This window comes from Sporomusa sphaeroides DSM 2875 (assembly GCF_001941975.2).
Taxonomy (GTDB): domain Bacteria; phylum Bacillota; class Negativicutes; order Sporomusales; family Sporomusaceae; genus Sporomusa; species Sporomusa sphaeroides.
This window is the reverse complement of record NZ_CP146991.1, coordinates 4246570-4266678: the sequence shown is the minus strand read 5'-3', so window position 1 is coordinate 4266678 and position 20109 is coordinate 4246570. Positions and strand designations below refer to the sequence as shown.

General features: G+C 43.8%; 12 protein-coding genes and 1 riboswitch. Of the genes, 10 read left to right on the top strand and 2 right to left on the bottom strand.

What is annotated here, in order from left to right:
* Window position 1: 1 nt before the first annotated feature.
* The 8 genes from SPSPH_RS19635 (at window position 2) to SPSPH_RS19600 (ending at window position 12202) form a co-directional block, all read left to right on the top strand.
* Window positions 2-352, top strand: coding sequence for a restriction endonuclease (locus tag SPSPH_RS19635; RefSeq protein ID WP_198931027.1), 351 nt, complete (start codon window positions 2-4; stop codon window positions 350-352).
* Window positions 353-728: 376 nt separating this feature from the next.
* Window positions 729-2435: a site-specific DNA-methyltransferase gene (locus SPSPH_RS19630; RefSeq protein ID WP_075757665.1), complete on the top strand. Its 1707-nt coding sequence runs from the start codon at window positions 729-731 to the stop codon at window positions 2433-2435.
* A 3-nt stretch (window positions 2436-2438) separates the two neighbouring features.
* Window positions 2439-4655: a DEAD/DEAH box helicase gene (locus SPSPH_RS19625; protein ID WP_075757666.1), complete on the top strand. Its 2217-nt coding sequence runs from the start codon at window positions 2439-2441 to the stop codon at window positions 4653-4655.
* A gap of 17 nt (window positions 4656-4672) precedes the next feature.
* Entirely contained in the window at window positions 4673-5362 is a 690-nt protein-coding gene (locus SPSPH_RS19620) for a hypothetical protein (protein ID WP_075757667.1), read from the top strand.
* Window positions 5359-7698 carry a DEAD/DEAH box helicase gene (locus tag SPSPH_RS19615; protein WP_075757668.1) on the top strand — a complete coding sequence of 780 codons (2340 nt, stop codon included), beginning with the start codon at window positions 5359-5361 and terminating at the stop codon, window positions 7696-7698. The genes SPSPH_RS19620 and SPSPH_RS19615 overlap by 4 nt, the downstream gene beginning before the upstream one ends.
* A 500-nt stretch (window positions 7699-8198) precedes the next feature.
* Window positions 8199-9182 carry a hypothetical protein gene (locus SPSPH_RS19610; protein WP_075757669.1) on the top strand — a complete coding sequence of 328 codons (984 nt, stop codon included), beginning with the start codon at window positions 8199-8201 and terminating at the stop codon, window positions 9180-9182.
* Window positions 9175-11166, top strand: a complete 1992-nt coding sequence (locus tag SPSPH_RS19605; protein ID WP_198931029.1) for a RecQ family ATP-dependent DNA helicase — start codon at window positions 9175-9177, stop codon at window positions 11164-11166. Before SPSPH_RS19610 ends, SPSPH_RS19605 begins: the two co-directional genes overlap by 8 nt.
* Before the next feature lie 145 nt (window positions 11167-11311).
* Window positions 11312-12202 carry a hypothetical protein gene (locus SPSPH_RS19600; RefSeq protein ID WP_075757670.1) on the top strand — a complete coding sequence of 297 codons (891 nt, stop codon included), beginning with the start codon at window positions 11312-11314 and terminating at the stop codon, window positions 12200-12202.
* A 364-nt stretch (window positions 12203-12566) separates the two neighbouring features.
* Here the strand turns inward: SPSPH_RS19600 and SPSPH_RS19595 are convergent, their stop codons facing one another.
* Together SPSPH_RS19595 and SPSPH_RS19590 are read right to left on the bottom strand one after the other, a co-directional pair.
* On the bottom strand, window positions 12567-12782 hold the full coding sequence (locus SPSPH_RS19595) for a helix-turn-helix domain-containing protein (protein WP_075757671.1): 216 nt from the start codon (window positions 12780-12782) through the stop codon (window positions 12567-12569).
* 385 nt (window positions 12783-13167) lie between these two features.
* Window positions 13168-13350, bottom strand: coding sequence for an Arc family DNA-binding protein (locus tag SPSPH_RS19590; RefSeq protein WP_233139190.1), 183 nt, complete (start codon window positions 13348-13350; stop codon window positions 13168-13170).
* Between the two features lie 465 nt (window positions 13351-13815).
* Window positions 13816-13999, top strand: a riboswitch (cobalamin riboswitch).
* 146 nt (window positions 14000-14145) lie between these two features.
* Between SPSPH_RS19590 and SPSPH_RS19585 the strand changes: the two genes are divergently transcribed.
* Both SPSPH_RS19585 and SPSPH_RS19580 read left to right on the top strand, forming a co-directional pair.
* Complete coding sequence (locus SPSPH_RS19585) at window positions 14146-18429, top strand: TonB-dependent receptor domain-containing protein (protein WP_075757673.1); 4284 nt, start codon at window positions 14146-14148, stop codon at window positions 18427-18429.
* Window positions 18430-18596: 167 nt separating this feature from the next.
* Window positions 18597-20009 (top strand): hypothetical protein, encoded by a 1413-nt coding sequence (locus tag SPSPH_RS19580; RefSeq protein ID WP_075757674.1) that lies wholly within the window; start codon window positions 18597-18599, stop codon window positions 20007-20009.
* Window positions 20010-20109: the final 100 nt, after the last annotated feature.

Genomic DNA, 20109 nt, shown 5'->3' with positions numbered 1-20109 from the left:
AGTGGACGAAAACAATGACAATGACAAGACACCGCTGGAGATGCTGCACAACTACCATCAGGAGCTAAGGAACGCTCTGGCGGATGAACTGCTGCAGCAGATTGACGATCAGTCGCCAAAATTCTTCGAGCGTTTGGTCATGGACCTATTGCTCAAAATGGGCTACGGCGGTTCACGGGAAGACGCCCAGGTCGTCGGTAAGTCCGGGGATGAGGGCAGCGATGGGATTATCAAAGAAGACCGCTTAGGCCTGGACGTTATCCATGTACAAGTTAAACGATGGAAGAATTCTGTGGGCAATCCCGAACTTCAAGGTTTTATCGGTGCGTCTGCAACTGAAGGGTGCGCATAAGGCCTCTTTATAACCACTTCCATTTTTACGGCTGCGGTCTGGGAGGTAGCCAACTGAATCGGTAACCAGATTGTATTAATGGACGGGCTTCAGTTGGCGCAATTGAGATAGACTATGGGGTGGGTGTTGCCGCCGAGACCATTTATGAGATTGAGAGGATTGACTCAGATTATTTTGTTGAAGGGTAGAAGATGGTTACTTGTTAAGGCTAAGCTTATAGCCACATGACTCGGTAGAACAGCCATGACAGTGATTTTTCACAGTAGAACACATGAAAGTTTTACTTCACGATAACCGTCCCCGCGAGCCTTAAGTTTACGTCGTAGAATTGTGGCATTGAAAATATTATGGAGATTTTGCCAGAGGAGAAAAGTGAATGAGTACAAATATTTCAAAAGAAAAACGTGATGATTTGATTACAAAAATCAAAGCCATCCGTACATATATCGCTTCTGCTCAGCAAGATGAGAATACGGGAGCTTTGCTTACGTATATCAGTGAATTGGAAAAGGAAGTTAAGTCAAAGAAGTATGGTTTAGTATTTGAGGAACATCGCGAGAGCATTGATGAAACTCTCGATATACATACGCCTGTGCTGATTGAAGAACAAGATTTATTTATTAATCATGGAGGGCAACTGCATTTTTTAATTGAGGGTGATAATCTTGCGGCATTACAATTATTGTTGAAAACACATAAAGGCAAGATTAAGATGATCTATATTGATCCACCATATAACACTGGGAACAAGGATTTTGCCTACGATGACGAACGGATTGATAAAACCGATACATTTATCCATAGTAAATGGCTGTCGTTCATGCGCGAACGCCTAAAGTTAGCGCGAAAATTGCTTGCCGATGACGGTATTATTTTCATTTCCATTGATGACAATGAACAATCACACTTGCGATTGCTTTGTGATGAAGTTTTTGGCTCAGACAATTTCTTCTCTCAGGTGATTGTTCAGTCTAATAAGAGGGGGCAGACGTATAAACAGATAGCAAAAACTCATGAATATATTATAATCTATACAAAATCCCCGGATGCTGAATTTAATGAGATCGAGAAAACTGAAGATGATAACGATCTGAATCTCACTGATGATATTGGTAATTATAATGTCCGTGAGTTGCGTAATCGTAATCCCAAGTTTGGCAGATTTAATCGACCGAACCTATTTTATCATTTCTATGTAAATCCGGCTTGTATAGATAAAGACGGATTTTGCCCTGTCTCTCTCGTGCAAGCAGAAGGGTATAGTGTAGATGTGTTACCGTATAATTCAACTGGCGGTGAAAGTTGTTGGCGCTGGGGAACAAAACTTTCATCGGAAAATATTCAACCCAACACTCAACAGTCTAATCTTGTTGCTCGAGCAAAGCGTGATGGTGGATACAATATTTATGAAAAATATCGCAAGTCTACCTATAAAGCAAAATCTATATGGTTTGATACAGACGTTATTTCCGAGCGCGGTACAGTCGAATTGGGTGAGCTTGGCTTATCTCAATTATTTCAGTTTCCCAAACCGTTGGGTTTACTTAGTAAATGTATTCAAATTGGTTCAAATGAAGGAGATATAATACTCGATTTTTTTGCAGGATCTGGTACAACTGGTCATGCAGTAATGACAGCAAATGCCAAATCTAAGGGATATCGCCGCTTTATCTTATGCACAAACAACGAAAATAACATTTGTAGAGATGTGACTTATGAACGTATCAAACGAGTAATAGAACGGGAAGGATATTCGGCCTCTCTCAAATACTACAAAATTGACTTCATCCCAATTAGTAAGAAAATGTACTATGAATATGCCGATGACCTTTTACGCCATGTGAGGGAACTGGTAGAATTGGAAAACGGTGTAAGTTTTACAGGAAATGCTGAGATTGCCATTGTGTTATCAGATGAAGAAATTGATGCATGCTTTGAAAATATCGCAACATTTGATAAGTGCAAACGACTTTATAAAGGGCACGATGTCCTGCTGACAGGTGAGCAGGAAGATATACTCAAGTCTCGTAATATTGAAGTGATTACAATTCCTGATTACTACTACAAAGAGCTGGAGGGTTAAGCGATGGGCATTCAATTAGCAGAATTTCAACTGAGGGCAATCGCTGACCTTTTTGATGCGATGGGCAGCGACAAGAAAGAAATTATCTTGAAAAGTTGTACCGGTAGTGGCAAAACGATTATTCTCACGCATTTTATGGATGAATATCTTAAATCGTTTTCAAACACTGTTTTCATTTGGCTTACTCCAGGTAAGGGCGACCTTGAGGAACAGAGCAAAAAAAAGATGGACAAGTACATCTATGGTTCGCATACAAAAACACTTGCCGACGTCATGATAGCGGGTTTTGAGTCTGGTGATGTCTGCTTCATTAATTGGGAAATACTCAACAAAAAAAGTAATAATGCCTTGAAAGAAGGGGAACGCACCAATTTTCTTGAACACATTGAGCGGGCATTTGACAGCGACCTATGCTTCAAGATTATTGTCGATGAAAGCCACGAAGGTGACACTATCAAAGGCAAGGAAATCATCGACTATTTCAAAACAGATAAGATTATTCGCGCTTCTGCGACACCGAAAACCTACACAGATGCTGTTTGGGTTACTGTTCCTGAAGCAGAAGTAATTGCTGCTGGTTTAATAAAAAAGGTTTTAGTCATCAATGAGGGAATTAAGCAGGGCGATGAGGTGGAAGACCAAATTGATTACCTACTCACAAAAGCTCTTGAAAAGCAACGTAAGCTGTATGCTGCTTTTGCACAGAAAGGAGCAAGCATAAATCCGCTTATAGTCGTGCAGTTGCCAAATAAGAATGATGTTTTGCTGGACAACGTTGAGAGATGGTTTGCCGAAAGGCATATCACCTATGAAAACGGTTTGCTTGCAGTTCGTCTTTCTGGAAAATATGAAAACCTAGATGATATTGATGCACCTTACGCCGCACCTATTACCATTATCATAAAACAAGCAATCGCTACAGGTTGGGACTGCCCTCGCGCACATATCCTTGTGAAGTTGCGTGATCATATGAGTGAAACATTTGAAATTCAGACTATTGGACGCATTCGACGCATGCCTGAGCAAAAACATTACGATACTCCGCTTCTTGATAGTTGTTATTTGTTTACTTTAGATGAAAAATTTACAGAGAGCGTAAGACAAAGCCTTGGAAAAGGTGCGCTTGAGGCAGCAGCGCTGTATTTGCGTGAGGAGTTAAAATCAATTAAATTAGTTAGCGAGCAAGTGTCTTCTATTTTCTCCGGACGTGATCAAAGAGAAGCACTCAAGGCGATTTATACATATTTCATGCGCCACTACAATATTGATACCAGAACTATAGAGAACAAAAAACGACTTGAGGCAAGTGGCTTTTTGTTCTCCGATTTTATCCGTCAATATGTGGCAGAGGAAAGTTCTATTATAACTGCTGGTGAAAGCAGTAGTTTTAAAGACATCAACACTACCTACATCCAGGAATCGATAAATACGCACAAACACGGACAAGAATATCACCATATCGTTTTTGAAATTGCCGCAAAAGTGGGTTTGAAATATGAAACGCTTAATGCCATTTTCCGTCGTTTATTTGTGAGAGGCGTGAGTCGTAACGGCGGCCAAATTCTATTACTTGAGAATCGTCAACTATACGCATTTGTTCTCAACAATCGCGAACGCTTAAAGAATATTGTTCGAGAAGCATCCGCTGAACTAATAACTCAATTGATGCTAGATTTAAAAACGATTTCTGACACAATTTCAAAGAAAGACTTTTGGATACCACGTGAGTGCTATTTTACATACGATGCTACTGAAAAAGCACAGAGGGTATATGCTAAGAATGTTTATAAAGGTTATTTGTCATCTGCAGCACCACGTTCTGATCCAGAGAAAATGTTTGAAAAATTCTGCGAATCGACTGAAAGTGTTGACTGGATTTATAAAAACGGTGATAAAGGTTCGGAGTTTTTCTCCATTGTTTATGCGGATGCTTTTGGTAAACCACGAGTCTTCTTTCCTGATTATGTTGTTAGTGTAAATGGTGAGATTTGGATTATAGAAACAAAAGGTGGCTTTGACAAATACGGAAACAGCCAAGATATTGACAAATTCTCGCCTCTTAAATTTATCGCGCTACGAAATTATCTCGAACGTTACTCGTTAAAAGGCGGATTCGTCAGAGCAGACAAGAAAAGCGGTGAACTCTGTATCTGTTCTGAAGAATACAGCGATGACATCTCAAGCACAGCATGGTTGCTGTTAAGCGACATTTTTAAGTAAAGGGGGGGTATTGAGCAATGAAGGTTATAGAAATGAGGGCTGTTCCGCACACGGATAACAGTCATATAACTTTTATTCGCATCGACCCCGAGAACCTGCAAAATACGCTTGCTAACATCTTGAAAACTCTTATGGATTTATCTTGGCTTAGTCGCTTCGATGCGGATTATATGAAAAACAGCTTTAAAACCCGCGCTGAAAAAACAATTGCTGACATACAGAAAAAATTCGATGATTGTTCTGATGATACAGTTACCAAGGAGGCGGGCGAATATGTAGTGTCTGAATTAGCAAGGGAATCATTACTTAACCAACTCAGTTACTTACATATCCCCTTATCTGAATTACTTGGTATGAAAATATCCGGCAATCCCGGTTTTGATTTTCACAGTCAAAATAATGGCACAGATACAATTATTTTCGGAGAGGCGAAGTATAATTCTCGACAAAGCGCATATTCGACTGCTATTGCTCAGGTATCTCAATTTATCGATGAGAAAAAAGACATTATGCAAATTGCCGAACTTCAACATTTTTGTTCACCAGCGGCGTTGACTAGAGCTAATGATGGATTCAGAGGATTTGCTATTGCTTTCTCTGCTAAATCAACATCCAGTGATGATATGATTGCAAGTATCATCGCTCATGGGGACTTTTCGAAGTTGTTGCCGTTTGAGGAAATAGTTATGGTAGCGGTGAATCTATGACAGTTACGAAGAAAAACGTAATAGCTGAAATTCGTAACGGAACAAACCTTGATGAGCATCTTTCCGTTGCAAAGGAAAGTTTATTTAAAGAGGGTTCTGTTGATACTACTGTGCTTGAGATTCTTTCATATTTAAAGATTTTCCAGCCTACATACTTTGCTACTCATGAAAACGATGTTATTGAAATGATGGGACTATATTTTAAACATCCCACACCGAGCTCCTTTGTCAGTTTAATTTTTGCCAACTACGGCGAATATATCAAGGAAACCTATGGCACGAACTTTACACCAGTTCAAGCTGATATTTTGAAGAAAATTCGAACTATGCATACATTTAGTTTTTCTGCACCTACAAGCACAGGTAAGTCATTTGTGTTTAGGGAGTTAATTAAAAATGCTGATTATGATGTCGTTGTGGTTGTGCCATCCCGTGCTTTAATAAATGAGTATTACGATAGGGTTCATGAGATAATCGATAGCAAGAATGTTAATATTTTAACTTTCGTGGAGATTATTAACACGAAACACGCAAAACGTAACATTTTTATATTGACACCCGAACGAGCAAGGGAATTGTTCAAACAAAAAGACAGGCTCAATATTGGATTTGTTTTGTTCGATGAAGCACAACTGAGCGATGAGGATTCTGTCCGAGGATTATACTTCGACAGTATTGTACGCCGTGTTCAAAGATCATTTCCTAGCGCTAAGTGCGTCTTCGCTCATCCTTTTATTGCAAATCCCGAGGCTCAACTAAAGAAAAATCACGTTGATATTGATGAGAACGCAGATGCACTGTATTACGAGCAAAAAAATGTAGGTCAGATATTTTACACACATGATAAATCTAGGGGTGAATTTTACCACTTTGGTATTGATAAAGCCCTCATAGGAGAACAAAAGATTAAAGCTAACTTTGATCCGGTAGCAAAAGCAATTAAAGAAGGCGGTAGCGTTCTCATTTTTGTTTCAAAAGCACATATTTATAACGATCAAATATTTGAAGACTTCAAAAACTACATTGATCTATGCAGTGAAATTACTAATCCAGCGGCACTTGAATTTATTGCTCAATTACAAGACTATGTTGGAGCAACCAACGGAAAAAATACTAACTATGTCTCAAAGATTCTTGAACGTTTAAAGCGTGGAATTGTTATTCATCACGGTTCAATACCGCTCCGAGCAAGGCTCATTTTGGAGCATTTTACCCAACAAGGTTTTTGCCGAATTTGCTTTGCAACTTCTACCTTGGAGCAAGGCATAAATATGCCCTTTGATGTAGTTTATCTTGATAGGTTTTTAGCAAGTTCTCCACTTTCAATAAAAAATCTGATTGGTCGAGCTGGGCGCTCAACCTCTCATAGTATTTTTGATGTCGGTGCAGTTGTTATAAAGCAGCCTAACATGAGTAAATTTCGCATACTCATCAAAACGCCAGAGAAAATTGATGAACAATCTCATCTCGACAAAGAAGACGAAAAACTGGATGAGAAATACGAGGAATATAAAGAAGCAATAAAAACAGATCAGTTTAATGACGAGTATAACTTGACAAATGCTGATGTGCAAAAGTTGGCGAGTGACGAAATATCCTATACAGTGGCAACTTTGCTTGACTTAATGTTCGATAATAATGGGTTTCCTATCTATCCTAAATGGGAGCAAGAAGAAAACAACGCCAGAAAAGCTATATATGGTGATTTTCATAGTTTATATCGTCAGTATCTCGGTGGGCGCGAATTAACAATTGCTGAAAAAAACATCCTTAACCAAGCTATAAAAATAATGATGTGGCGTGTTTTCAAGAAAACATTTAAGTTGATCTGCCAATATCGCTACGATTACGCATCACGAAAAAAAGAGCGCACTTCATCAGAAAATGCAGAGGAGATTTCAAAGCTTAAGGCAAACTTTCTTCGAGGCTATGCCGATATTCCAGATAAGAGTCTGCAAAATTTTTCTCTGCTCGGGAATACTCCAGCCGAATTGGTGGATTACGACCTGATTATTTATGATACCTATGATTATCTCGATAAACTCATAGGATTTAAACTTAGCGACATATACTATGCAATTTTCCATCAATATTATCAATCATCTCAAGATGAACGCGCTTTGCGGTTGGCAAAATATATTCGTTTCGGTACTGATACAGAAAGTGAAATTTGGATGCTAAAATATGGATTGACATTCGAGGACATAGAATGGGCATCATCGTGTATCGATTCGATTGATGAAAAAGAAATAGTTTTTAATGATAAATATTATGAACTGACTGAGGAACAAAGGGCACTTCTTGAACGATTCCATCATCAGAATAATTCGGTTTAGACATCGGGTGTATCCCTGATTGTGTCTAAACTCCCAATAGTATAAAAGAGCAAATATTTTTAAGGGGCAAAACAGTCTAATAGGCTGATCGCCCCTTTGTTTGAATAGGACGGTGGGACAAGGAACCTGTCAGGCTGTGTGAAAAGTCGTCATCTTTATCCAAAACAGTCTGAACGTGGAGGGAAACTTCGGATTTCTACTTGTTTTTCAAGTGAATTTGTCCTAAATTAGGCACTGTTGAACAGAAAAGTGGGGACTGCAAATTCGGGAAATACTTTTCACACAGCCTGCTGTCCCCGTGCCCCTCCTATTGTACGCCACTTAAAATAAATGAGAAAGGAATTTCCTCTACTCTGAGTGACTTGAAGTGTCAGCAAATAATAATTGAGCATACTTAATGAAGTGGTTAGCATTGCACAAGTAATGAATTTGAGGAGTTAAAACTTATATATTTTAAATGGATGAAATGGTACTGTCAATTAATTTAAGGGAGGAAAATAATGTATAGGCATCAAGCGGAACGGTCAGTAGAGGGCGTCTGTTATGAACATAAACATATAGAAAAAGTGCTTGAGGTTATTAAGGCCAAATTTCCGGAATACTTTAATGACTTTATAATGATCGAAGCTGGCCACGGTGTATCAAAGCAAGAGATACAAAAAATTGCTGAAAAGTTAGGGGTGCAAAGGGTTAAAATAAAAAAGAATGTTGATATTGCGAAAAAGTTTAAAAACATCGTAGTAGAAGCCTCAGAGGACTTTGAAAAAGACAGAAAAAAATATATTGCAATCTTTGACCAGGAATCTCTTAAAGAATATGAGGATGATCCTCAATATTTCAAGTCTACAGTACTGAAAAAGGAATGTCCAATAATACATCATACCCTCTTTAGCTCTGCTAAAGAGTTAGAAAAATATAAGCGGGATTTTAATATTTCCGATTCAAATGAGTTGCTTACAGTTGTAGGCAACCTATACTATTTTGCTGAGGATTATTACAATAACTTTTATGAAGAAAATACCTATGACCAAATTAACTGCTATGAAGATTTAAAGGTCAGTGATTTGGATACGGATGACTATACAGTTTACGGAGTTATTGGTGGGGGTATAAAAAGTCATATGCTTTATAAGGCTTATCCTGCTTTATTTCCTAACAGGAGCAGAGATGCTATATGGGCACTTTGGTACTTATCTGATAAGAAGACTTTTGACTGTAAGCAGGACTCGGAATTTTTAATGATTGATGTGGATAAAACTATTACGCAACAGAATTATTTTTATCCATATGAATTATTTATATTTTATGCACATCAAATTTACCAAATGTTAAAGCAAAAGGCATATGAAAATAGTGTTTATTTTGATCCGGAAAATCGCTATATAATAGTAGATGCTTTTTTGACTTTTGTAGCAGAGCAGCATGAAGATGAGATATCCTTCTTGAAACAGCAGATAAGAGATGGAGGACTTGGATATGCTTAATATTGATGAAGCTTTTAGCAGTAATTTCCCTAATTTGACAAGCAAATTCTCTTTGAAAGAGTTTCAAAAAAGCGTTATATCTAACGTTGTTGAGCAAAATAATACACTTTGCATCATGCCAACAGGCGGAGGAAAGTCCTTGATATATTGGATGTCAGGTATACTTTCCTGTGGTATAACAATTGTAATTTCTCCATTAATTGCGCTAATTGATGAGCAATCCGAAAAGATTGCGGAGCAAGGCTTTAAAGTATTTACAATTCATGGCGGCATGGATTCAGCAAAGCAAGCAAAAGCTTTAAAGGATTTTGCAAATAAAGTTATTAACCCTAAATTCATCTTCGTAAGTCCAGAAAAAATTGCAACAGATGGACTGTTTGAATATTGCATTAGAGAGCGTAAAAAGGAAATAACTATGCTTGCAATTGATGAGGTGCACTGTGTTAGCCAATGGGGAACCAGTTTCAGGCCTTTCTATAAGCGTATACCGGATTTCTTGAACTGTATATACAATGAGGCTGGAGATAAAAAACCTAGAATCCTTGCATTAACTGCAACCTTAAATCCTAAGGAAGTTGTAGATATATGTAGGGAGTTTAAAATTGATAAATCCAATATTATAAGAGACAATCTTCTCATGAGATCGGAAATATCATTAAAGGTTCTTCAATTTAACAACGAGAATGAAAAGGAAGATAAACTCTGGGACATTATCAAAATTCACAAGAATGAGAAGATACTAATCTATGTTTATAGAATTGGTAGTGAACGTGGTGTAGAAAAGCTTGCAAATAAATCTAATGAAAAAGGTTATAAGTCTGTTTGCTTCCATGGTGAGATGACAGCCAAGGAAAGAAAGGAGATTATAGACAGGTATAAAAGCAATGAAATCAATGTAATATTTGCTACCAATGCATTTGGCATGGGAATAGATATCCCAGATATTAGGGTTGTTATTCATTTTATGATACCGGAATCTGTGGAGCAATATTATCAGGAAGTCGGAAGAGCCGCACGAGATGGAAATGTTGCTAACGCTTATTTACTATATACCAATAAAAACATAGATGTAAAACGAAAGTATTTTATTGATGGTTCATTCCCATCAATTGAGAAACTCATAAAAACATACAAGAAAATTGCCGAACAGGGTGAGGGGCTGCATACATTGCCTTACTTTGAGGATGAAGAGGTGCAGCAATGCTTATCATATTACTTAAATAGCGGAGTATTGAAAATAGAATGTAAGGGGTTTTCTGACTTAAAGAGTATTACAAATGTAAAAGATAAAACTCTTACAGATATTATAAATAGCACAAAAACCAAAAATTTGATTACTACTGTTAAAAAATCTAAGTTCGATGTTAAGACGATTATTAATAAGGTTTATAAAGGTATTGTAAATGGTCTGGCTACTACAACTAAGCCATTGGATAGACGGTTGATTGTAGAAGTTATAGAACAAGAAATTTCTAATGTAAAAATGCAAGATATACAAAATGCCATAGATGAAAAGCGTGAATATAAACATGCGTTACTTGATTATCTTATATTTCTAATAGCTGACAACACATCTTCAAACGAGCTTCATCAAGAAATAGGCAGATATCTTGGCGTTGAAAAGCATATGCTTAACAAGATATACTCTACTGTGAAAGGTGATCGTGTGAGGAGCAAATCGGAGGTTATTATTGCTAACCTTCTTGCCAAGAATAGCATTGCTTATGAGTATGAAAAGAAGCTTGAATACGAGAAAGGTAAATGGATTGAACCTGATTTTACAATTACACTACCCGATGGAAGAGACTTGTATTGGGAGCACTTAGGAATGCTGGGGGTAGAAAGCTATGACAAACGATGGCTTGAAAAGCAGGATATATATGATAAATTTTACAAGGGAAAACTCATTGTGACATATGAGGGAGCAACTATTACAAATAGCACACTTGATATTATTGATAAGATATCTTCCGATTATTATTGATCTATGACCTGGTAACATAGAACCTGAATTAAACAAAAAGACTATTTTGGTTCCGGCTGTGTATAAAAAGAGGACGCTAGTGAAGACAGGTTGTTTAAATTCAATTTTTCAGTGTACAGAAAGTTGAAGGGGGTACAGGTGAAATATGAAAAATAATATGGAAAAGGAAAACTTAGTGTTGATGCCTGTAAGCACAAAATTTATAGATGTTTTCGAAATATTTATGAATGATGAGCAGAAAGCAAAAGTTCGTGCAAATAATGTACGGCAGTATGTTGAAGGTATTATTGATTTGTTGTTAAAGGACAAAATTCTACCATTTTTAAAACCTACTGAAGATTATTCATGTATCAATTGGGGTAGAAAGATAAAAATTATTGAAGAGCATTATGATAAAAGTATAGCCGGAAAAATTCAACAGATTTTCAAAATTGGCGGTGAAGGTTCGCATTTTAACGGTCAGGTTAGAGATGAGGAGTTGCAAGAGATAATAAAGCAGGCCACTCATATTGTGGAAGATATGTTCGTAAAATACTTTCTTGTTCCAGAGCATAAATTCGGTTGTGAGAATATATTTACGATTTTCAGTATGTTGCCGCCGCATAATAGGATATATATTTTGGAAAACGTGTATATTCATTATAAAAATCAATATATTGTAGACCGCCTTTCACTTGCCTACTTAAAACATGGTGAGAAAGATAAAGCAATTGCATTTCTTAACACAGCATTGCAAGAAGTAATAATTGATGATGATTTCCACTCCTTTCAGTTAAATAAAATAAATGTTTTAGGAAATAGTCTTTCGGATTTGTATGAGACAAATGCAAAATACGAGCATAACTCAGAATGTTCAAAGGCACTTTTGGTAAATGGGCAAATAGTGATAGGTCTGCCTACTTCAAACGACGTATTTGATACGGCAAGAGCCGTAAAAATATTTAGGCAATGGTTTGAAGAGGATAAAGATAGATATCCCGAATTTATAAATCTTTTTTTGTGCTTGATGACGAGAGACGAACGTCAATACATATAACACTCAATTTTCAGGAGTCTCGCTGGTGGGGCAGGCTTGCGTTATTGTATTACTTTCGCTCACATAACGAGTGTGTTACGATGATAGAGTCTAAAGACTAATGATAATTGATAAAAGGACCATGTAGTCAATGTTTTAACACGTTATGTCAATGCAATAAGTCTATGGGAACATATATTATGTGGCATTCTGCTTGCGTAAAAAAACCGTCTAAAGCATCCAATGGCTTTAGACGGTTTTTAAAAATTACAGTACCTTGCTTCAGTATTTATCTATTCAAGCCTTCACGGATTATTGGACCGTCCAACTAAGTAATTGAGAGATACATTGAATTTGAATAATAATCCCGTCTCTGACATTTCCGTCAGTTATCCTCTGCTTTATCTAATCTACCGACCAGATAATCTAGAGACACATCGAAATAGTCTGCGAGTAAAATAAGTCTGGCCATATTGGGTTCCCTTTCGCCTGATTCGTAAAATCTCCAGGCGCGAGTGGACACTCCTAGTAAATCGGCTAATTCTTGTTGAGATACGTTATGTTTTTGTCTTAATTCTTTTATTCGATGCGAAAAACTCATAAAAACGCTCCTGAAAATATTGACAGGAACTAAATGTTCCTATATAATAGGAACAAATTGTTCCTGTTTGATTTTTATATACTGAAAGGAGGTAGGTAAAAGAGCGACTCGAAACAGCAAGCTTACAGCTGTAAGATGCTAAACAAGGGCAAAGCATGCCCGAGAATGTGTCTGAAGGACACTAGTTGCTCGATACCACGACAAAACAACTGCTGCTGATGGAGACAATCGAACGGAAAACAGGGGTGTGTTCCACATACGATTGTCTCCATTATAGCGCAGTTGGTGGCTGGCTTCAATGTTAAAGGCAGTGGATTAAATTCCTCGTGAACGTTCCGTTAAAAATAAGCCGATAATACCTTTAAAAGGAAAAAGCCGCAGGAATTTATTTTGTGTTTAAATCAACCTTAATCGCCCCATTTTTGGTCTCATAGGCGGCTATATGAGCTTTTATAATCATTTCTAGTTCCTTATTAACTGTTCTGAAATTATTGTCAGCAATATAGCGAAACTTTTCAAGTATATGTTGATCGATACGAAGTGTAAACTTAGATGTATTTGATGACACGGTAATTCCCTCCATAGAAATGTAATTACAATAAATGTATATTAAAAGAAATAGAAAAGGCATATTGACGGCAAAATGACGGCATGATATGATTTAAATGGAAAATGGGGGTGCCTATATTTGGGAGTAAAGTGTTTTGTCAACAATTTTCCTACTTGAGGTCTGTTCTACAGAAAGGGGGCATATAAAAGAGAAGTTTAGATAACGGACTTAACCTTATTAAGCCGCTAACCAAGGGTAAAGTATGCCTAAATTCGTGTCTCAAAGACACGAATTTGGTGTCGCCCTGCATTGCTCACAGTTGGCAGCTGGCTTCAATGCAGGGGTTGAGAAAATGTGACAAATCATTGCAGCGGTGAAGTTATGCAGAGTTTGTAGGAAAACTTTTGCCGTTGCCGAGGGGAAGGAGGGAATAGGAAAAAGTAATAATCCTGAGCTATGCTTCATAGATTAAACCACAGAACAACAGAATATCTTGGGACAGGTGCCCGCAAGGGCTTAATAGGGAAGTCCGGTGAAATACCGGCACGGTCCCGCCACTGTAACGGGGAGTAGTCTTGCATATTGGCCACTGGAGCGTCAAGCTCTGGGAAGGCGCGGGACAGCGATGAACCGGAGTCAGGAGAACTGCCTGTTCGGCAATCACCGTTGTACCTGCGCGTGACAGGGAGGCGATTATGCAGTATTTTCGGAAAATAACGTCAATTTGGCATAAGCACTTCCCAAAGGGGAGTGTTTTTTTTTTTAGTGTCTACTATGCAGAGAGGAAAGAACGGGATAAAGGAATGATCGCTTTTGAACCACATCTACAAAATCATTTGGAACCGGGCACGCGCCTGCTGGCAGGTGGTGTCCGAACTGGCGAAAAACACCGGCCGGATGAAATCGGTCCGCTACAGCAGCGGCGTGCGCGGCGCCAAATGCGTGGTACTCAGCCTGGGATGGCTGCTGGCGCTGAATCTGGCTGCGTCATTTATCCATACGGCGGCTGCGTTTACAACGCCGGCAGACGGCACGTGGACGGCAACAGGAGAGGTCGACGGCTATAATACCTACGAATCGACAGCCACCATGGGTGGCGCCGGGACTCTTCCGACTAACCCTAAAAGGTACAATGCGACGATTGTGCTGCTGGCAGGCGAAAGATGGCGGCCGATGGATGTGCCGGCCAGGGCCTCGTATATAACTGCCGCCGAGCTTACGCTGGCGGGCGGCAGTATGCTTGACCTGGCCTGGAAGGGCAACAGCCAGGGATATCAGGAACCCACGCCTGCTAAGGAGGCCAGTATAAAGCCCATAGCCCTGACTGTGGAAAAACTGAATCTGTCCGGTGACGTTGTTTTGCGCATTAATACCCATGTCAAAAGCACGGGCGGAACCATCCAGATAGGCGGTGTTACCGTTAAACAGCTGACCGGCAGCGGCACCATCTATGTTCAGTCTGCCTATGATCCCAATTATAAGACCATAGTACGCGGCGCGGGCGGGGTTTTCATGCGGCCAATAGAAATGACCACGCCTGCTTATAAGTACAACTATATGGTTGTTGACCTCAGCGCGGCCGGCAGCACTGCTTACAATCAGGTTAATGTGCTGGGGCAGGCATCACTTATCGACGGCCCGCTGCGGATTTACGAACTGGTGCCGGTTATTGACTGGAACAACCTGCAGCCCGGCAAAGCGATCCTGCTGGGGGTAAAGTCCTACAATACCGGTGTCATCTCCGAATCCGGCAAGATGGCCAGTGACGCCCAACTGGCTTTTCGCAATATCTGGCGCATCGAAGAGGGCAATCTCTTCACCCGTATGGATGAACTGCATGCCCGTCATCTCGGCAATACAGGCGCGCCGTCCCTTGCCGGTGCGGCGGACAGGCCGGTAAGCGAAGGCGTCTGGGCCCATAGCTTCCGGGGAAAACTGAACAGCCGCGGCGCGTACGGGCGCGGCTTCAGCCAAAGCTATGACGGGCTGCAGGCCGGGCTTGACAAGGAGCGGGAGGGCGACTTCTATAACGGGACCCTGTACTACGGCGTAATGTTTGGCCGGACAAGTGCCGATGCCGGTTATGCTACCGGCCGGGGAGACCTGACCGGCACGAGCATGGGCGCCTATGCCTCCTGGACCGGTCACAGCGGCCGCTATCTGGATCTCGCTGCCCGGATGACGAAGATCGAAAACGACTACCGGTTTCATGACAGCGACAGCGCCAACTCGGCCAAGTATGGCAGCTGGGCCAGCGGTATCAGCGCCCGGTACGGCTATCGCCGGAACTTGCCCGGCGGCTGGTATTATGAACCTCAGGCCGGTTTAGCAGTCGGCATTATTGACCGGGTAAGCTACGAACTGCCTAACCAGCTAGCGGTCAGGCAGACCTCAGACAGGCCGGTGGTCGGCCGGCTGGGCGTGACCGTGGGCAAGGCGTTCGGCGATGAACAGCACCGCGGCCACGCTTACGCCGCTGTCACCGCCCTGCATGATTTCGGCAGCAGCAAGCTGGAAGCCCGTTTCTCCGGCGACCGTGAGACCCTGCGGGCCGCCGCCAGCCGGGACTCCTGGCTGGAATTTAACCTTGGCGCCAGGCTGCAAACCGCCCGCGACAGTACGGCGTTTTTGGAAGTGAGCAAGTCCACCGGCGGTGATGTCCGCAAAGACTGGCAGATCAATGGCGGCCTGTCCTGGAAGTGGGGACTGCCGGCTAAGGCCGGCAAAGCCGCCGACGATTTTCAGCCGGTCGCGGCGGCAACCGTTACGGCACTTGCAGCCGGGGACGGCAGCAGCCGGCCGGCCGGCAGTCTCCAGGCGTCCGGAGCTATTGAGTACCAGCCCCCGGCTCCCGGGGGCGAGGCTGGAGTAAATAATAATCAGCTGCCTGGTACTCCGGCGGTTGCACCGGCAGACAAGGTTTCCCCGAACACCGGCTGGCCACCTGCCAGACCGGATAGTATAGAACCTGTGGCTGAGCCTGCCGAACCGGGAGCCTATACCTTCGCGGCGGTGACGGTCGAGGCGCCGCGCCCTGCCTGGGAACAGGACCTCTCGCCCGGCACCGTGTCGGTCATCCGGCCGGACGATTTCCAGGGAGAGCAGAAGACGCTGCCTGATTACCTCGAAACCGTGCCCGGCGTCCACATCCAGAAGGTCCGGGGCACCAGCAATTACAGCATTGCCCGGGTCCGGGGCAGTACGGCCGCCCAGGTCGGCATCTATCTGGACGGCGTGGAACTGAACCTGACCTCGGAAACCGGTGTTGACCTGTCGGCCATCCCGATGGACAATGTTGCCCGCATCGAAGTCTACCGCGGCTACGTCCCGGCCCGTTTCGCCGGTGCGCCGATGGGCGGCGTCATCAACATTGTCACCAAAAAGCCCGGCAAGAGCGGCGGCTCGCTAGCGGCCGGCCTGCGTTCCTTCGGCGGCTATAAGGGCAGCCTGGAGATGTCGGCCCCGCTCGGTGAGGGCAGCCTGCTTCTGGCTGTCAACCGCGACCAGAGCGACGGCGATTTCAGCTATACCAACCGCTATCATCCTAATACCATGTACGGCTCAGGGCCGCTGACAGCCGACCGGCGGACCCGGCGCAACAATGATTATCACCTGACCGACGGGCTGCTCAAATGGCAGGACGACCACTGGCAGGTCAAGCTGGCTGTTAAAGACCAGTTCCGGCATTTTGCCGGGTATGCCGGCAGCGAAGACAGTGATCTTGACAATGAATACCGGCTGAATCGTGCGCACCCTCCCTACCAGGAGATACGGCAGACCGACCTGTCGGTGGGCCGGCGGCAGCAGGCCGGCAATCTGGAGTGGGGCTGGCAGGTCGACTGGCGGGATTCTGATAAAGAGTGGCGCAGCGGCTTGCAGGAGATTATCGGCCGGGCCTATTATCCCGGCCAGGCCTGGAGCAGCCTCCGGAGCAAACGGCTCGGCGGGTCCCTGGACGCCGCCTGGAAGCTGGGCGACAGCCATCTCTTAGAACTGTATGCCGGCTATTCCCGTGAGCGGATGGATACCGAGCTGTCCGGGCTGGCCAAGTATAAGGAAGACCCGGGCAACAGCACCGGCAGTGGCCGGGATACTTCCATCGGCGCTTATAAATGGCTGGAATATTATCAGATTGACCGCTGGCGCCTGCAACTGCAGGATACCATGCAGCTCAACCGCTCCGGCACCTTCCAGCTGACGCCGGTCTTTAAAATGGATAAGCTGGACATGACGGCTTATAAGGAAGACGGCAAGGATGCCTGGAAATACTCTTTCGGTATCGGTGCAAAGAAGAAATTTGACGACCACTGGACAGTGCGCGGCAGCTGGGGCACCTTCCACCGTTTCCCTAACTTCTATGAAATCTTCGGCGACGGCGGTTCGCTCCGGCCGACGCCGGACCAGTTCCCGCCGCCGGACTTTGAGCACGGCCTGAACTGGGACGCCGGCGTTACCTGGCAGGGGCGGGCGCTGGGGTCACAGGCCGATGTCACGCTGACCTATTTTTCCAACCGTACCAATGACCTGATGCTGCTCAATGTCACACCCACCGGCATTTCCTATTACAACAACGGCGGCGACGGCAAGGCCAGCGGCGTGGAGCTGGAGAGCCGTTTCAAGTGGGCTCGCTGGGATCTTACTTTGGCTGCAACCTGGACCCGGACCGAAATTCTGGGATATCGCGACTCGCTGGCGCTGATTGGCGCTCCCAATCCTGCGCCGTACAGGATAGGCTCGCCCTATTCCTATATCCCGGAATGGGAGGGCAATGCCCGCCTGACCTACCGCTTCCCCGGCGACCGTCTGTCGGTGTTCACCGAACATCACTACTCCGGCAAAACGCCGATCGGGGTGGACCGCAGAGGGTATGGTGAATGGCAGGAGCCGTACGGGCTGACTAATCTGGGGGCCAGGTATGCGGTCAACAGCCGGGTCAAACTGAATGCCGGCATAAATGATCTTTTTAATCAGGGACCGGAAATCGTGCGCGATTATATTCAAACAGCCAGTGATTCCACCAGTCTTGGCAAGGGTGAGAGTATCTATTATCCCTTGCAGGGCAGGACCTATTATCTGACGATGCAATATCTCTTTTAACAAATGACTGCGCAATTCTTCTACGGTCGGCTTTCTTAACGGCCGGGCGGTATTGATCGCAATCTGGTTAGCGAAAGGAGGCGAGTGCCTATGCCGGTAGGCAGGATATTACCGGTGCAGACAAGTGGTTTACTTCTGAGTTAAAACAGGTAAAGGAGGTTTATTACATGGCAGGAACAAGGCTTGCGGTGACTACGGTGGATCAAACCTATGGCTGGGGGACTAAAACGAACAATTTTAAAGAGGGGTTCGGCAGAGCCGGTATCCTCAGGGACGAAACCACCGCCATCGGTGTGGAAGGCAACAAAGCCACAGGTATGAGCGGTGATACCAGGAGCTACTGGTTTAAGGACGGCAGCGCCGATAACAAGATACTGCTGTTTCAGTCACGATATGAACGCGTAGTAGGTGGAAAGATCAATGTATTACCCCCTGTTATTGAAATCCGCGACGCCAAAACCTGGGCGGTCAGTCATACCGTCAATCAGCCGGCAGACTGGCCGAGCATTCTGAATGTCTACGGTGCCGTCGTGGGCGGGGGATTCCTGTACGCTATTGATTTTGACAATGCCAAAATCGCGAAAATCTCGATGACCGGCAGTTCGCCCTATGTGGAGACTGCGGCCTATACCTTTGCCAATCCGTCCTATCCCGCCGACAAAAGCTACGGGGTGGCGCTGAACGCCGATATTGCCGTCAACAAGCTTTACGGACTGTTTATTACCGTCGATGATTTATGGGCTGTCAACCCGAACTACAAGGAAAGCACGGTAGTGGAGATCGACCTGGTAACCTTTAGCGAGACCAGAAGAACCCAACAGGTGTCGACGGTGGATTACAACCTCAATCTGGGGCGCAATGCCTTTACGCTGGAGCGGTATGGCAATAAGCTGTATGTCTGCAGTATCGGCGGCAAGCAGGGTGGCGGCGTGCCCAACCCGGGCTCCAAGCTGGATGTTATTGATCTTGCCGATACCGGTGATCCCACCGGGCTAACATTTGCGACGGCGTTTATGGCCACTGATCTGACACCGGTTTTGGGCGAAGGGCCGGAATTGCGGGATATCACCTTTACGAATGACGGCAACGCCTATGTATTGGCCGGGTACTTCGACCCGAATTATAACGAGCTTAACGGTCAGGTACTCCAGTTTCCCGCCGGTAATGTTGAGCCTGATTATTTGACAGGGGTCTGGTTCTTTCCGACGTATTTCCCCAATCAGGGGGCGGTCTTTGCCGTACTGGCCAATGACAACAACCGCATCTGGCTGGCCAGGGGCCTGTATGTCGACCTGTGTGCCCAGGAGGTGAACAACGGTGAGGCGCTTACCCTCCTTCAGACCAAAGCCGCCTATGAAATCAACGGTCCGGGCAATACCTACTATCTCAATTCAGTCACGCTGTACGGGGAAGACCCGACTGCTACAACCGACATGCCGCTGACCAAGCGCGGTTATCAGGCCCCGGCCTTTGCCTCCGCTTCAGTACGGGCCCTGTTCGAACGGCAGAGACTCATCCGCGAAGACGAGGAAAGGCGCCAGGCAATACGGGCGAAGATCGTTGCCGGCAGAAAGAAATAATTACAGTACGGGACAACCAATTATAATCGCATATAGTGATTGCTTTGCGGACGCAGTTAAAACAGTAAAAGACTCATTGACTACTGTCAATGAGTCTTTG

Excerpts from the sequence above, each read along its gene's own strand:
- SPSPH_RS19630 (WP_075757665.1), top strand. The coding sequence starts at position 729 with ATGAGTACAAATATTTCAAAAGAAAAACGTGATGATTTGATTACAAAA.
- SPSPH_RS19620 (WP_075757667.1), top strand. The coding sequence starts at position 4,673 with ATGAAGGTTATAGAAATGAGGGCTGTTCCGCACACGGATAACAGTCAT.
- SPSPH_RS19595 (WP_075757671.1), bottom strand. The coding sequence starts at position 12,782 with ATGAGTTTTTCGCATCGAATAAAAGAATTAAGACAAAAACATAACGTA.
- SPSPH_RS19615 (WP_075757668.1), top strand. The coding sequence starts at position 5,359 with ATGACAGTTACGAAGAAAAACGTAATAGCTGAAATTCGTAACGGAACA.
- SPSPH_RS19625 (WP_075757666.1), top strand. The coding sequence starts at position 2,439 with ATGGGCATTCAATTAGCAGAATTTCAACTGAGGGCAATCGCTGACCTT.
- SPSPH_RS19580 (WP_075757674.1), top strand. The coding sequence starts at position 18,597 with ATGGCAGGAACAAGGCTTGCGGTGACTACGGTGGATCAAACCTATGGC.
- SPSPH_RS19600 (WP_075757670.1), top strand. The coding sequence starts at position 11,312 with ATGAAAAATAATATGGAAAAGGAAAACTTAGTGTTGATGCCTGTAAGC.
- SPSPH_RS19610 (WP_075757669.1), top strand. The coding sequence starts at position 8,199 with ATGTATAGGCATCAAGCGGAACGGTCAGTAGAGGGCGTCTGTTATGAA.
- SPSPH_RS19605 (WP_198931029.1), top strand. The coding sequence starts at position 9,175 with ATGCTTAATATTGATGAAGCTTTTAGCAGTAATTTCCCTAATTTGACA.